This window comes from Caulobacter sp. GW821-FHT12F03, assembly GCF_058806855.1.
The window spans coordinates 487309-501972 of record NZ_JBXAQC010000001.1; the positions used below are offsets into that span (position 1 = coordinate 487309).

Annotated in this window: 14 protein-coding genes; 3 read left to right on the forward strand and 11 right to left on the reverse strand. The window is 69.6% G+C overall.

The window, feature by feature from the left end; all coding sequences use genetic code 11:
• The first annotated feature begins 40 nt into the window (after nucleotides 1-40).
• The 3 genes from AC1RN0_RS02290 to AC1RN0_RS02300 all read left to right on the forward strand — a co-directional run bounded on the left by AC1RN0_RS02290 (nucleotide 41) and on the right by AC1RN0_RS02300 (nucleotide 4917).
• On the forward strand, nucleotides 41-1132 hold the full coding sequence (locus AC1RN0_RS02290; protein WP_492785806.1) for an efflux RND transporter periplasmic adaptor subunit: 1092 nt from the start codon (nucleotides 41-43) through the stop codon (nucleotides 1130-1132).
• Nucleotides 1133-1141: 9 nt separating this feature from the next.
• Nucleotides 1142-4243: an efflux RND transporter permease subunit gene (locus AC1RN0_RS02295; RefSeq protein WP_492785807.1), complete on the forward strand. Its 3102-nt coding sequence runs from the start codon at nucleotides 1142-1144 to the stop codon at nucleotides 4241-4243.
• Between the two features lie 83 nt (nucleotides 4244-4326).
• Nucleotides 4327-4917: a DUF1134 domain-containing protein gene (locus AC1RN0_RS02300; RefSeq protein WP_492785808.1), complete on the forward strand. Its 591-nt coding sequence runs from the start codon at nucleotides 4327-4329 to the stop codon at nucleotides 4915-4917.
• 34 nt (nucleotides 4918-4951) lie between these two features.
• Here AC1RN0_RS02300 and AC1RN0_RS02305 read toward each other — a convergent pair whose 3' ends face one another.
• The 11 genes from AC1RN0_RS02305 to AC1RN0_RS02355 form a co-directional block, all read right to left on the reverse strand.
• On the reverse strand, nucleotides 4952-5485 hold the full coding sequence (locus AC1RN0_RS02305; RefSeq protein WP_492785809.1) for a TIGR00645 family protein: 534 nt from the start codon (nucleotides 5483-5485) through the stop codon (nucleotides 4952-4954).
• Nucleotides 5486-5510: 25 nt separating this feature from the next.
• A complete protein-coding gene (locus AC1RN0_RS02310; RefSeq protein WP_492785810.1) occupies nucleotides 5511-5792 on the reverse strand; it encodes a hypothetical protein in 282 nt (93 codons plus the stop codon).
• Nucleotides 5789-6073, reverse strand: a complete 285-nt coding sequence (locus AC1RN0_RS02315) for a hypothetical protein (RefSeq protein ID WP_492785811.1) — start codon at nucleotides 6071-6073, stop codon at nucleotides 5789-5791. Before AC1RN0_RS02315 ends, AC1RN0_RS02310 begins: the two co-directional genes overlap by 4 nt.
• Nucleotides 6074-6536: 463 nt before the next feature.
• A complete protein-coding gene (gene pheT, locus AC1RN0_RS02320) occupies nucleotides 6537-8936 on the reverse strand; it encodes a phenylalanine--tRNA ligase subunit beta (RefSeq protein ID WP_492785812.1) in 2400 nt (799 codons plus the stop codon).
• A complete protein-coding gene (locus tag AC1RN0_RS02325) occupies nucleotides 8933-9325 on the reverse strand; it encodes a hypothetical protein (protein ID WP_492785813.1) in 393 nt (130 codons plus the stop codon). Before AC1RN0_RS02325 ends, pheT begins: the two co-directional genes overlap by 4 nt.
• On the reverse strand, nucleotides 9325-10437 hold the full coding sequence (gene pheS / locus AC1RN0_RS02330) for a phenylalanine--tRNA ligase subunit alpha (protein WP_492785814.1): 1113 nt from the start codon (nucleotides 10435-10437) through the stop codon (nucleotides 9325-9327). The genes AC1RN0_RS02325 and pheS overlap by 1 nt, the downstream gene beginning before the upstream one ends.
• 233 nt (nucleotides 10438-10670) lie before the next feature.
• Nucleotides 10671-11027 carry a 50S ribosomal protein L20 gene (gene rplT / locus AC1RN0_RS02335; protein ID WP_492785815.1) on the reverse strand — a complete coding sequence of 119 codons (357 nt, stop codon included), beginning with the start codon at nucleotides 11025-11027 and terminating at the stop codon, nucleotides 10671-10673.
• Nucleotides 11028-11042: 15 nt separating this feature from the next.
• Complete coding sequence (rpmI, locus tag AC1RN0_RS02340) at nucleotides 11043-11243, reverse strand: 50S ribosomal protein L35 (protein WP_488899100.1); 201 nt, start codon at nucleotides 11241-11243, stop codon at nucleotides 11043-11045.
• Between the two features lie 120 nt (nucleotides 11244-11363).
• Entirely contained in the window at nucleotides 11364-12713 is a 1350-nt protein-coding gene (locus AC1RN0_RS02345) for a S41 family peptidase (RefSeq protein WP_492785816.1), read from the reverse strand.
• Nucleotides 12713-13204 carry a MarR family winged helix-turn-helix transcriptional regulator gene (locus AC1RN0_RS02350; RefSeq protein ID WP_492785817.1) on the reverse strand — a complete coding sequence of 164 codons (492 nt, stop codon included), beginning with the start codon at nucleotides 13202-13204 and terminating at the stop codon, nucleotides 12713-12715. Before AC1RN0_RS02350 ends, AC1RN0_RS02345 begins: the two co-directional genes overlap by 1 nt.
• Before the next feature lie 193 nt (nucleotides 13205-13397).
• The gene (locus AC1RN0_RS02355) at nucleotides 13398-14621 is read right to left on the reverse strand and encodes an MFS transporter (RefSeq protein WP_492785818.1); all 1224 of its coding nucleotides are present in this window, start codon (nucleotides 14619-14621) and stop codon (nucleotides 13398-13400) included.
• Between the last annotated feature and the right edge of the window lie 43 nt (nucleotides 14622-14664).

Here is a 14664-nt window from a genome sequence, read left to right on the forward strand (position 1 = left end):
CCGGCGAGCGCCAGAAGGCATGGCTCAAGGGGACGACCAGGTGGGACAGACAATTGACCGGCCCGTCTGGCGGACGGCGCTTCTCGCGGCGGCCGTCCTGGCCCTCGCCGCCTGCGGCAAGAAGGATGAAAAGGCCGCGCCGGGACCGGCGCCGGCCAGCCAAACGGTGACCGTGCAGGCCGCCACCATGGTCACCGCGCCGCGTCGGGTGACGGCCAGCGGCAACATCGTCGCGTGGAACGAGGTCGTGGTCGGCGCCGAGACGGGCGGTCTGACCGCCGTGCAGGTGCTGGTCGACGAGGCCGCCTGGGTCCGCCAGGGCCAGCCTCTGGTCGTCATGAACACCGACCTGCTGCGCGCCCAGCTGCGCCAGCAGGAAGCCAGCGTCGCCGCCGCGCGCGCCACCGTCGCGCAGATGGACGCGGCGCTGGGCCGGGCGCGGGAGCTCAATGCGCGCGGCTACCTTTCAAAGGCCGGACTCGACACCGCCACGGCCAACCAGGCCACGGCCGCCGCCCAGCTGGCCGCCGCCGAGGCCGGCCTCGGCGAGATGCGCACGCGCGTCGGCCAGGCCACGGTCCGCGCGCCGGTTTCGGGCTACATCTCCTCGCGCAGCGTCGTGAAGGGACAGATCGTCGGCGCCGGGACCGAACTGTTCCGCCTCGTCCGCGACGGCAGGCTGGAGCTCAGCGCCGAGGTCCCCGAGACCCAGCTGTCCCTGGTCCGCCCGGGCATGCCGGCGATCGTGAGTTCCGACCAGCTGGGCCAGGTGCGCGGCGTCGTCCGCGTCGTCACCCCGCGCGTCGACACCCAGAGCCGAGTCGGCCTGGCCCGCATCAGCCTGTCGACCGCCGGCGGCTTCCGGCCGGGCATGTTCGCCAAGGGCGAGATCAATGTCGGCGAGCAGCCGGCCGTGACCGCGCCGGCGATCGCGGTGGTCTACCGCGACAACAAGCCGGGCGTGTTCGTGCTCGGCGCCGGGTCGGTGGTGCGCTTCCGGGCGATCGTCATCGGCTCGCGCGGCAAGGACACGGTCGAGGTGAGCGAGGGCCTGAACGCGGGCGAGCAGATCGTGGTCCAGGGCGCCGGCTTCCTGGCAGACGGCGACCGCGTCCGCGTCGTGGCCCGGTAGGCCGCCGTCATGCGCAACATCTCGTCCTGGTCGATCAAGAACCCGATCCCGGTCATCATGCTGTTCGTCATGTTGATGCTCGGGGGGATCTCCGGGTTCAACGCGATGCGGATCAACAACAATCCGGACATCGACTTCCCGCTGATCTACGTGAACGCGTCCCGCCCCGGCGCGGCGCCCAGCGAGATGGAGACCCAGGTCACCCGGCTGATCGAGGACAAGCTCGCCGGCCTGAGCGGGGTCCGGCACATGAACTCGACGGTGACCGACGGCGTGTCCGTTACGGTCATCCGGTTCGAGCTCTCCGTCGACGTCGAGAAGGCGACCAACGACGTTCGCAACGCCATGAGCAACCTGCGGGCCGACCTGCCCCAGGACATGCAGGAACCGATCGTCCAGCGCATCGACATCACCGGCGACCCGCTGATCACCTGGGTCGTGCGCTCGGGCTCGATGAGTCCGGAGCAGCTGTCGTGGTTCGTCGACAACGAGATCAGCCGGGCCCTGCTGGCCATCCCGGGCGTGGGGCAGGTGAACCGCAAGGGCGGCGTCGAGCGCGAGATCCGCATCGACCTCGATCCCGACCGGCTCGCCTCGTTCGGCGTGACCGCCGCGCAGGTCAGCCAGGCCCTCGGCAACGTCAACAACGATCTTCCCGGCGGTCGGGTGACCGTGGGTGGTTCGGAGCGCTCGATCCGGGCCCTCGGCGCCGCGCGTTCGGTCGCGGCGCTGGCGGAGACGCGGGTGCCGGTCGCCGGCGGAACCGTGCGCCTGGGCGATCTGGGCCGGGTCCAGGACAGCTGGACCGAGCCCCGCTCGATCGCCCGCTACGACGGCCAGGAGGCGGTCACCTTCGACTTCCTGCGCTCGCGCGACGCCAGCGAGGTCAAGGTGGCCGAGGTGGTGCGCAAGAAGATCGCCGAGATCGACGCGGCCCACCCCGAACTGTCCATCGAACAGATCAACGCCAACGTCGAGTTCGCCGAGGAGAGCTACATCGCCTCGCTGGAGTCGGTCGGCATTGGCGCCCTGCTCGCGGTCATCGTCGTGTGGCTGTTCCTGCGCGACTGGCGGGCGACGCTTATCGCCGCGGTGGCCATGCCGCTGTCGCTGATCCCGACCTTCGCGGTGCTCGAGCCGCTGGGCCAGTCGCTCAACATGATCACCCTGCTGGCGCTGTCGCTGACCATCGGCATCCTGGTCGACGACGCCATCGTCGAGATCGAGAACATCGTCCGGCACATGCGGGGGGGCAAGGCGCCCTATCCCGCGGCGATGGAGGCCTCCGACGAGATCGGCCTGGCGGTCGTGGCCACCACCCTGACCATCGTGGCGGTGTTCTCCCCGGTCGGCTTCATGCCGGGCATCATCGGCCAGTTCTTCAAGGCTTTCGCCCTCGCGGCCTGTATCTCCGTGCTGTTCTCGCTGGTCGTGGCGCGGATGCTGACGCCGCTGATGGGCGCCTATCTGCTTAAGCACAAGCCCCACGAGGACGCCGATCCGCCGTGGATGAGCTGGTACCTGCGGCAGCTGAACTGGGCGCTGCACAATCGCTGGAAGGTGTTCGGCATCGGCGTGATGATCTTCATCGGCACCGCCTGCCTGACTCCGCTGGTGCCGTTCGAGGTCCAGCCGTCGGTGGACCAGAGCCGCGCGACCTTCTCGGTCGAGCTGCCGCCGGGGGCGACGCTGGCGCAGACGGACGCCGTGGTCACGCGGGTTTCGCGCGAGCTGCGGCAACGGCCCGAGGTGACCAATGTCTACGCGGCCATCGGCGGCAACGACGTCAACACCGCCACCATCACCGCGCAGATGGTCGCCAAGGACAAGCGGGCGGTCACCCAGAAGGACTTCACGCGCGAGATGGTCGACCACTTCAAGACCGTGCCGGGCGCGCGGATCGGCGTGCCGAGCCAGCTCGGCGGCGGTCCGACCGACGGCAGCGTCTTCTCCTACTCGATCCAGAGCGACGACGGCGACAAGCTGATGACGGCCGCCCGGGCCATCGAGCGCGAGATGCGCTCGGTGCCCGGACTGGCGAACGTCGTGAACACCGCCGCGATCGCCCGGCCGGAAATCCTGATCACTCCGCGCACCGACGAGGCCGCGCGCCTCGGCGTCTCGACCGGCTCCCTGTCGCAGGCGATCCGCGTGGCGACCCTCGGCGACATCGACCAGCTGTTGCCCAAGTACAATCTCGGCGACCGCCAGGTGCCGATCCGGCTGAAGCTGAGCGAGGCCGCGCGCGAGGACATCGCCGTCGTCGAGAGTCTGCGCGTGCCCACGGCCAACGGCGGCTCCGTGCCCCTGAGCGCGGTGGCGGACATCACCTACGGCGCCGGACCTTCGCAGATCAGTCGCCTGGACCGCTCGCGCGTCGCCACCATCACCGCCGAGCTGAACGGCATCACCAGCGGCCAGGCGTCGATCGCCGTGGCGCAGCTGCCGTCGGTGAAGAACCTGCCCGCGGGCGTCCGGCAGGGCCTGACCGGCGACGTCGAGTTCCTGATCGAGATGGTCACGGGGTTCGCCGGCGCGTTCGCGACCGGGCTGATCCTGATGTACGCCGTGCTGGCGCTGCTGTTCAAAAGCTTCACCCACCCGATCACCATCATGGCCGCGCTGCCGCTGGCCATCGGCGGGGCGTTCGTGGGGCTGCTGATCATGAAGAGCAGTTTCTCGATCTCGACGCTGATCGGGATCCTGATGCTGATGGGCATCGCGGCGAAGAACTCGATCCTGCTGGTCGAGTATGCGCTGGAGGCCATCAAGAACGGCATGAGTCGCCACGAGGCGCTGATGGACGCCGCCCACAAGCGGGCCCGGCCGATCCTGATGACCACCGTGGCCATGGGCGCGGGCATGGCGCCCACGGCCTTCGGCTGGGGGGCGGACGTCGAGTTCCGCCAGCCGATGGCCGTTGCGGTCGTCGGCGGCCTGATCACCTCGACCCTGCTGTCGCTGCTCTACATCCCGGCGATCTTCACGATCATCGACGACATCCGGGGCTGGGGCCACCGCCGGCTCGACCGCATGTTCGCGGGGCAGAAGGTCCTTCGGCCGTCCGCGGAGCCGGGTGCTCACACCGCCGAGTCCGGCGGGGCCGGTTAATCTCGCGGTAACCTTCGCGCCGCAAACCGGACGTATTGGAATGGGACCCTGCAAGGGCTTCCAATCGACTCGGAGTCATACTCATGGACCGCCGCACGCTCATCCTCTCCGGACTCGCCGCTGGCGTCGGAGGGGTCGCCGCGAGCAGCCCCGTCTTCGCCCAGGCGTCGCGTGATCCGGCCGACGGCCCGCGCACCTACAGCGCCGACGAGATCGTCAACGCCACGTCCGATTTTCTCGGCGTGACGGCCGAGGCCGCCGGGGCGGCCATCGAGCGCATCTTCCGCGACAACGGCCGGCCCACGGCCTACATCGCCGGCGAAGAGGGCTCGGCGGCCGTCACCATCGGCGCCCGCTACGGTCGCGGCCTGATGTACATGAAGGAACAGGACCCGCAGGAGGTCTTCTGGCAGGGGCCGTCGATCGGCTTCGACGTCGGCGGCAACGCCAGCCGGGTCTTCACCCTCTGCTACAATCTTCAATACCCCGACATGATCTACCGCCGCTTCCCCGGCGTGGAGGGCTCGGCCTATTTCGTCGCCGGCCTGGGCGTGAACTACCAGCGCGCCGACGGCATCACCCTGGCGCCGATCCGCGCCGGCGTCGGTCTGCGTCTCGGCGCCAACGTCGGCTACCTGAGCTACAGCCGCAAACGCCACTACATCCCGTTCTGACGGGCCGGGGACATGTACCGAAGGTACGTGTCCCCTAGTGCTTGTCGGTCAGGCTCGCGACCCAGTCCATCACGGCCAGCAGCACGCCGCTGACGACGAACGTCAGGTGGATGACCACCAGCCAAAGCATTTTGGTCGTATCGATGGCGTCCTTGCTTTCGCTGGCCTCGAGGAAGGCCTTCAGCAGGGCGATGGCCGAGATGGCGACGATCGAGGCCACCAGCTTCATCTTCAGGCCGGAGAAGTCGACGGTGCCCATCCAGGACGGCCGGTCGACGGTTTCGCCGATATCCAGCTTGGAGACGAAGTTCTCGTAGCCGGAGAAGATCACGATCAGCACCAGGTTGCCGGCCAGCGACAGGTCGATCAGCGACAGGGCCAGCAGGATGGCGTCCTCGGCGTGCGCTCCGCCCGACAGGATCACCGGCACGACATGCACCAGCTCCTGGACGAAGATCACCACCAGCGCCGCCAGGGCGATGACCAGGCCGACGTACATGGGCGCCATCAGCCAGCGCGAGGCGAACAGGCTGCGTTCCAGAAAGCGTTCAACAACAGGTTTGGTCATGCGGGTCCCCCGGTAGGCAGCTTCCCTAGGTAGTGACGCCAGCGCCGGGAGCAAGCCCGCCCTGCCAGCCGAAGGCCAGCCCGGTCACCACGGGGCAGGCCTCGAGCCGCCGCGCCAGCGCCTCGGCCTTGTGATCGCCCGGATCATCGATCTCCAGCCGGATGGACAGGCCACCCCCGACAGGTTCGGCCTCGAGCCGCCGCAGCCGCGCCTGCAGCACGGTCACCACGTTCAGCACCCGCACCAGGGCATCGGGCTCGTCGGCGGCGCCGACGAGGAACAGCCGCCGTTTACCGTCCGGTTTCACGACCGGCCCCAGACGTGCTCGACGCGGGACGAGCGCACGCCCGGCCGCTCGGCCAGGCGGTCGGCGAGGCTGACGGCCCCGGCCTCGTCGCAGCGGCGCACGCGCAGCACGCCCTCGACCAGCCGGCCGACGGTGCTGATCGACAGGGTGCAGACCTCGGCCGTGCTGGCGGCGAGGCCCGCGCGCGCGGCGTCCAGCGCCTGGGCCACGTCATCGGCGGTGAACCGCAGCACGTGGCGGGCGTCGGGGTTGGCGGCGAGGTCAGACGAAAACTGGGGCATGGGAGAGGTCCTTGGCTGGGTTTGAAACCGGCCGACCGCACACCAAAAAGCCCCGCGTCCGTTTCCGGAGCGGGGCTTTTTGATCTTGCGATCTGCCGGCGACGTCAGGTCGCGCGGTAAAGCTCCGGTCCGGAAGGATCGGTCATAATTTTGATGGTCATCGACATGAGCGCGCAGGCCGTCATCGCCCGGGCAGGGGCGTTGGCGGCGTCAGCGATGGTGAGGCGCGAGGTCATGTCGGGGGGAGGGATAGGCTTTGGACAAGCCAACGTCAAATGCTCCCCGCACCAACGTCACTCCTCCCCACATCGTGGGGAGGGGGACCATGCGGAGCATGGTGGAGGGGGTAGCGCCGGCCCTTGCCGGAAAGACCGGAATTCAGGACGGGGCCGCTCGCGTTCGCGCCGCCCCCTCCACCACCCTTCGGGTGGTCCCCCTCCCCTCTACGAGGGGAGGAAGCAACCTACCCCCGCAATCGCCCGCCGGCTTTCTCCGCCGCGGCGATGATCTTGGCCGAGACGGCCTCGATCTCGGCGTCGGTCAGGGTCTTCTCGCGCGGCTGCAGGACCACCTCCAGCGCGATGGAGGTGTGACCCTCCGGCACGCCGGCGCCCTGGTAGACGTCGAACACCCGCGCCGAGGCGATCAGCGCCTTGTCGGCGCCGGCCACGGCCTTGACCAGGTCGCCGGACGGCTTGCCGGCCTCGACGAGGAAAGCGAAGTCGCGGCTCAACGGCATCAGGCTCGGCAGGTCGAGCGCGGGACGCGTCTTGCCCTTCTTCTTGGGTTCCGGGATCGCCTCGACCCAGATCTCGAAGCCGTAGACCGGGCCGTCGACGTCGAGCGCCTTGAGCACGGCCGGATGCAGCTCGCCGAACTCGGCCAGCACGGCCTTGGGCCCCAGTTGCAGCCGGGCGGAGCGGCCCGGGTGCCACCAGGACGACGCCGACCCCTGCGCGGTCTGCAGCGACGCCACGGGCGCCCCCAGCTCCTCCAGCAGGGCCAGCAGGTCGGCCTTCAGCGTGAACAGGTCCTCGCGCGGGCGCTTGTCCCAGCCGCGCGGGGCGTGCGGGGCCAGGATGGCGGCGATGGCCAGCCGCTGGTCCTGCGGCCGGTCGCCGCCGAACACCGGGCCGACCTCGAACAGCGCCGCGTCGGGGAAGCCCCGGCGGGCGTTGCGGCCGGCGGCCTCGATCAGGCCGGGCAGCACCGAGGGCCGCATGGTGTCGATGTCGGCCGACATCGGATTGGCCAGCACCAGCTCGTCCGCGCCGCCGCCGAACAGCTTCGCCACGGCGTTGCGGGTGAACGACCAGGTGATCAGCTCGCTGTAGCCGGCCGCGGCCAGGGCGCGGCGGGCGGTGCGGGCGCGGCCCTGGCGGACGGTCAGCACGCCGGTCGCGCTGCGGGCGACCTCGGGCAGGGGCGTGGTGGGCAGGGCGTCGTAGCCGGCGATGCGGGCGACTTCCTCGACGAGGTCGGCCTTGCCCTCGACGTCGCGCCGCCAGCTCGGCGGCGTGACGGTCCAGGCGCCGGCTGACGGCTCGACGGCGAAGCCGAGCTTCGTCAGGATCTCGCGCGAGCGGCCGTGCTCGATGGTCAGGCCCGACAGCTGCTGCACATAGGCGGGGTCGAACGCCACCGGCGCGGGCGGCGGCAGGGTCTGGCCGGCGACCACGATGTCCGACGGCTCGCCGCCGCACAGCTCGAGGATCAGCTTCGTGGCCAGCTCCAGGCCGGGCACGACGAAGCCGGTGTCGACGCCGCGCGCGAAGCGGTACTGCGCGTCGGAGGTGATGCCGGTGTCGCGGCCAGTCTGGGCCGTGCGGATCGGGTCGAACCAGGCGCTTTCGATGAACACGTCGGTGGTGTCGTCCGAGCAGCCGGTGGACTCGCCGCCCATGACGCCGCCCAGGCCGATCGGCCGCTCGCCGTCGGCGTCGGCGATGACGCTCATGCCGGGGCCGAGATCGTAGGTCTTGCCGTCCAGCGCGATCAGGTGCTCGTCGCCGTGCTCGCTGTGATGGCCGAGGCGCGCGGTGATGGCCGTCCCGACCAGCTTGGCCGCGTCATAGACGTGCAGCGGCCGGGCGCGGTCATAGGCGATCAGGTTGGTCACATCGACCAGGGCGCTGATCGGGCGCAGGCCGATGGCCGTCAGCCGCGCCTGCAGCCAGGCCGGGGAGGGGCCGTTCTTCACGCCGCGGATCAGCCGGCCGGCGAACTGGTGGCAGGCCTCGCCGTCGACGCTGACCGTGATCGGGCAGGGGAACGTGCCGGGCACGGGCTCGACCGTCAGGTCGCGCAGCGTGCCGAGGCCCGCCGCCGACAGGTCGCGGGCGATGCCGGCGACGCCCAGCCAGTCGGGCCGGTTGGGCGTGACCTCGAAGTCGATCACCGCCTCCAGGCCGAGCGCCGTGGCGGCGGGCGTGCCGACCGCCAGGTCGTCGGACAGCTCGAGAATGCCGTCGGACTCCTCGGCGGTCTCCAGCTCGGCGGCCGAGCAGAGCATGCCGTTGGACACCACGCCGCGCACCGGCTTCTCGACCAGGGTCACGTCCAGCCCGGGCACGTAAGCGCCGATCGGGGCGTAGATGGTGGTCAGGCCGACGCGGGCGTTCGGCGCGCCGCAGACGATCTCCTTGCGGCCGTCGACGGTCTCGACCTGGCAGACGCGCAGGCGGTCGGCGTTGGGGTGCTGCACGGCCTCGACGATCTTCGCCACCGTGAAGGCGGCCAGCTTCGTCGCCGGGTCGAGCACATGCTCGACCTCCAGCCCGGCCATGGTCATGGCCTTGACCACGTCAGCGGTCGTGGCGGTGGTGTCGAGGTGATCCTTCAGCCAGGACAGGGTGAACTTCATGGCCGGTCCTGCACCTTCAGCAGCTGGTTGATGAAGCTGTCCGGGCCGGTGAAGCCGACTGCGAAGAACTGGCAGTTGATGAAGTTGCAGCGGCCGATCGGGATGGTGCCGATGACCTTCTCCGTCGACATCGGCTTGAGGATGATGTTGCGGATATCGCCGCCGGTGTAGCCGAAGTCGGTGCGGTCGAAATTCACCCCGCCGAGGATCAGCGCCACGGCCGGACCCTCGAAGCCGCAGTTGGTGAAGGTGCGGTCGAGGATCACCGACTGACCCTGCTGGAGCACGGCCCGGTACAGCTCGAACAGCGCGATGGCCTCGCCGTCGAACGACATCTTGTTGAGGTCGGTGGCGCGGCGGTAGGGCGATTGGGGGTTTTCCAGGGTCATCAGCTCAGTCCCGTCGCGGGGTTGGGGGCGGCGAAGGCGGAGAACCCGTAGTGGCTCAGCCAGCGGGTATCGCCTTCGAACATGTCTCTAAGGTCAGGCATGCCGTACTTCAGCATGCCCAGGCGGTCGATGCCGAGGCCGAAGGCGAAGCCCTGGTAGACATCGGGATCGATGCCGCAGAAGCGCAGCACGTTGGGATGAACCATCCCGCAGCCGAGGATTTCCAGCCAGTCGCTGCCGGTGCCGATCCGGATCTCGCCGCCGGACCGGTCGCAGCCGATGTCCATCTCGGCGCTCGGCTCGGTGAACGGGAAGTGGTGCGGCCTGAACCGGCTGACCACGCCCTCGACCTCGAAGAAGCGGGCGATGAAGGTCTCCAGGGTCCACTTCAGGTGGCCCATGTGGATGCCCTTGTCGATGACCAGGCCTTCCATCTGGTGGAACATCGGCGAATGGGTCGCGTCGCTGTCGCAGCGATAGGTGCGGCCCGGCACGATGATGCGGATCGGCGGCTCGATAGCCGTGGCGATCCACGGCGCGGCCGGCTTCTCGTTGGTCCGCTGCATGGCCCGCACCTGCACCGGGCTGGTGTGGGTGCGCAGCAGCTTGCGCTCGCCGTCGGCGCCCGGCTTGAAGAAGAAGGTGTCGTGCATCTCCCGCGCCGGGTGCTTCTCGGGGAAGTTCAGGGCGGTGAAGTTGTTGAAGTCGGTCTCGATGTCCGGACCTTCGGCGACCTGGAAGCCCATCTCGGCGAAGATGGCGGTCATCTCGTCCATCACCTGCATGGTCGGATGCACCGAGCCCTTGCGGCGCGGCGGCGCGGGCAGGGTCAGGTCGAGCGTCTCGGCGGCCAGCCGGGCGTCGAGCTCGGCGGCTTCCAGCGCCGCCTTGCGCGCGGCCAGGGCGGCGGCGACGCGGTCGCGCAGGCCGTTGATCGCCGGGCCGGCTTCCCGGCGTTCGTCGGGGCTCATGGAGCCGAGGGTCTTGAGCAGGCCGGAGATCGAGCCCGACTTGCCCAGGGCGGCGACGCGAAGGGCCTCCAGCGCGGCGACATCCGGCGCGGCGGCGACCTGTGCCGAAAGCTCGGCTTCGAGGGTGGTGAGATCGGTCATGAGGCGTTTGCTCTAGAGCATTCGGAAGGGTGACGAAATGGGGGGCTGGGCCAGTTTGCGTCCTTCGACACGCCCGCTGCGCGGGCTGCTCAGGATGACCTAGACTAAATGCCAGTCATCCTGAGCAGGCCCGAAGGGCCGTGTCGAAGGACGCACCACGCACGGCAAGCAAAAGGCCCCCCGGCTCACACCGGAGGGCCTTTCAAGTTCCGGGGACGTATCGTCCCGTGACCTCAAGCCAGCGCGGCGCGAACCTTGTCGGCGATGGCCTTGAACGCGGTCGGGTCTTGACCGGCGATGTCCGAGAGCACCTTGCGGTCGATCTCGATGCCCGACAGGTCCAGGCCGTGGATAAACTGCGAGTAGGTGAAGCCTTCCAGACGCGCCGCGGCGTTGATGCGCTGGATCCACAGGCTGCGGAAGCTGCGCTTGCGGACCTTGCGGTCGCGGTAGGCGTACTGGCCGGCCTTGTCGACAGCGGCCTTGGCCGTGCGGATGGTGTTCTTGCGGCGGCCGTAGAAACCCTTGGCCTGTTCAAGAACCTTCTTGTGTTTGGCGTGGGCGGTGACGCCCCGTTTGACGCGAGCCATTTCTCAGCGCTCCTCTTACAGACCGTAGGGCAGGTAGGACTTGATCGTCTTCGAATCCGAAGCGCTCATGACCTTCGTGCCGCGCTGCTGGCGGATGTACTTGCCGTTGTGGCTGATGAGCCGGTGGCGCTTGCCGGCGACGCCGGCCTTCAGCTTGCCGGTGGCCGTCAGTTTGAAGCGCTTTTTGGCGCCTGACTTGGTCTTCAGTTTGGGCATTTTGCTCAGGGCCGAAACCCTGTCCTCTGTAGAGACGCAATAGAACCGCCAAGGCATGCCGTTGGCCTGGCGGTTCAGGAAGGCGGGGCTAATACGGCAAAGACTCGCCCAAGGCAAGGCTCAGCCCCGGGTGAACCGGCTCGGCGGGGCCCCGCCCGGGCGGATCAGCTCAAGCGCCGCCGGAGTCAGCCGCACCCGCGTGAGCTCGCCGCCCTCGATGACGAACAGGCCGTCGGCGGTCAGCGGAACCAGCCGGCGCTCAGGCCGCCCGCCGCGCGCCATCCACAGGGCCCCGTCATGGAACGTCACGGCGTACTCGCCGTAGGCGCCGGCGAGAGGCTTCAGGCGGCCGGCCTCGACCCTGACCGGATGCAGTTTCGCCTCGAGGTTCTGGTGCATCCAGCTGTAGCGCGCCTTCTCGTCGGCCGTCGCCGTCGCCGACGCGGCCAGCGCGGCCAGGGCCCGCGACTGGGCGACGTCCAGCGCCTGGGCCGGCGGCGTCTCGAGGGTCGGGGACACGCCCACGCCCTCCCAGTTGGTCCCGGAGACGGCATGCGCCGGCCGTCCGGTCGAGACGCTGAGGATGAAGCCGGGGGCGACCGGCATCAGCTCGTTGTTGTTGGCCGCGCCGGCCGTCTTCGCCCCGATCAGCTCGCCCAGGTGAAACTGCTCGACGTGATAGGCGAACTCCTCGCCGGCCGAGGCGACGCCGCCGTCAATGAGCACATACAGAGGCTTGCCGATCAGCCGGCCGGCCGGAACGTTGAACAGGGTCCTGGACTGCGCCGGGGCTTCATCCCGCAGATGGAAGGTCTGCAGCAGGGTGTCGGGGGCCAGGAAGTGGCTGGTCAGGTACTGCACCCCGGCGCCGTTTCCACCGCCGTTGCCGCGCAGGTCGATGATGATCGCCTCGCCGCCGCGGAGGAAACGCATGGCGTCGTCATAGGCGCGGCCGCTCTCGTCATCGACCCAGTAGAAGGGGGCCAGCTTCAGGTAGCGGATGTTGCCCGGCAGGACCTTCATCTCGGTCAGGCCGTGGTTGTTCTCCAGCGCCAGACGGCGCCAGAAGGCATCGCCCTGCCGTTCGCCGGCGGCGGCCGGCGCGATCGCGGCGGCGTACTGGGCCGGGTCGACGTTGATGTACATGTGCCGGTCGTGGCTGGCGGCGGCGAGATCGGCGCTGACGGCGCTCGCGAAGGCGAACGGGTCATCCAGGTCATAGCGACCGGCGGCCTGGGCCTGGGTCAGCCGCTCGATGATCGCCGCCCGGCGCTCGGGAAACACATAGACCCGGGTGACGATCGCGCGGATCTCGTCCAGCGCCTTCGCCCGCTCGGCCGCGGAGATGTGGCTGAAGGCCGGTGTGGCGGACGCGGCGGCGGGGGCGGGCTGGGTCTGGGCCAGCCCGGGCGCGGCGGCTCCGGCCAGCACGAGCGCGCCGAGCGCGGCGGCGAGGAATCGGGAAGACATCAGTCGGGGGCTCCGGTCTTGAGAGCGGCCTCGACGCGATCGCGCAGACCGCGAGCGTCGAGGCCCTGGTTGAAGGTGTGGAGTTCGGCGAGCAGGCCGGGGGCGGTCTGCGCCAGCAGCTGTTCCGTCGCCGTCTGGATCGCGGCCCACAGCGGGGCCAGCTGTTGCGCGGTGCGCACGCCGTGGGCGGACAGGGCGAGGCGATGGCTGCGACCGTCCGCCGGGTCCGGCAGGGAGTCGATCAGGCCTTCCTGCTGCAGGGCGGCGCGCACCTGGCTGACCGCGGGGTGGCTGATCCCCAGCCGTTGCGCCAGCTCGCTGACCGTCAGGGGGCCGTGGTCGCGCAAGGCGGTGAACACCGCGAACCAGCGCGGCTCGAAGCGGAAGCCGGCGTCGCGGTAGATGGCCTGCACCTCCCGGTCCAGCCGCTCGCTGAGGCGTCGCAGCGTCGCGCCGAAGGCGCCGGCGCCCGGTGTCGAAACTTGATCCATTCAGATACGTAAGTGCTTACGTATTTGCCTGGCAAGGCGCCGGTCCATGAATTCGCGGTCATGATCGGGATGGGGGATGGGGGGTGGGGGACAGGTTATCCTGTCCCTTGGGACTGGATAACCTGTCCCCGCCGGCGCCAACGGGGACAGGGCAAGCAGTCCGAAGGGACAGCTTGGCCTGTCCCCGACCCCATCACGCGCTGCGCCGAACCGCCTTGCTCACCTGCCAGGCCATCACCAGCGCCGGCAGGCACAGCCCCGCGGCCACGGCGAACGGGGCGCTGGGGCCGAAGTTCATGAACAGCGGCGCGGCCATCAGCGGGCCGATGATCCGCGCCAGCGCCCCGGCGGCGGTGTTCAGCCCCATCATCTCACCCTGCCGCTCGGGCGACGACGACTTGGAGATGATCGCCCCGATGTTGGGAAAGGCCAGCGACTGGCCGAGCGCCACGGTGACCATGCCGACCACGGCCAGCGGCCAGGCGTCGACGAACGGCTGCCCCGCGAAGCCGAGGAAGATCAGCGACAGGCCGATGATCATCGTCGTGGTCTCGCCGATGCGCCGCGCCAGGAAGCCGGTCAGCAGGCCCTGGGCGAAGGTGGCGGTGATGGCGATGGCGAAGAAGCAGAAGCCGATCTGTCTGGGGCCCCAGTCGAACTTCGCCTGCGCCCACAGGCCGAAGGTCGCCTCCATGCCGGCGAACCCGGCCATCGAGATCAGTGTCACCAGCAGGGTGCGCCAGATCACCGGATGGGCCATGGCGTCGCCGAGGCCCTCCAGCCGGCCGCGCTGCGGGGCGTCCTTGTGACCGTGGCGCGTCTCGCGCACGAACAGGGTGAAGCCGATCCCGGCGGCCAGCGCCAGGCCGGCGGCGAACAGCAGCGGCGGGCGGAAGCCGGCGGCGCCCATGCCCTCGCGGGCCAGCAGGCCGCCGATCGTCGGGCCGGTCATGAAGCCCAGCGAGAAGGCCGCGCCCATCAGCCCCAGCCGCCCGGCCCGGCGGTCCGGCGGCGTCACGTCGGCCATATAGCCCTGGATGGTCGAGATGTTGCCGGTCAGCACCCCGCCGGTCAGCCGGATCAGGCAGGCGACCCACAGGTTCGGCGCGAAGGCCAGCATCACATAGGTCAGGGCGTTGCCGAAGATGGTCATCATCAGCACCGGCCGCCGCCCGATCCGGTCCGACAGCCGGCCCCACAGCGGCTCGGCGAAGAAGTTGCCGACCGAATAGCAGGCGAACAGCACGAACACCTGCCAGTCCGGCGCGCCAAACGACTTGGCGTAGAACGGCAGCAGCGGAATGATCACCCCGAACCCGGCGATGTTGACGAACACCACCGCCAGCAGGACGTAGAGCGCCTTGCTGTTGGCCGCGTCGCTGGGGGGCGGGGTTGGGGAAAGCTGTGCGGCGGTCATGAGGGGCGGGGATGTACGCCCTCGCGCCGGTCGCGGCAAATCA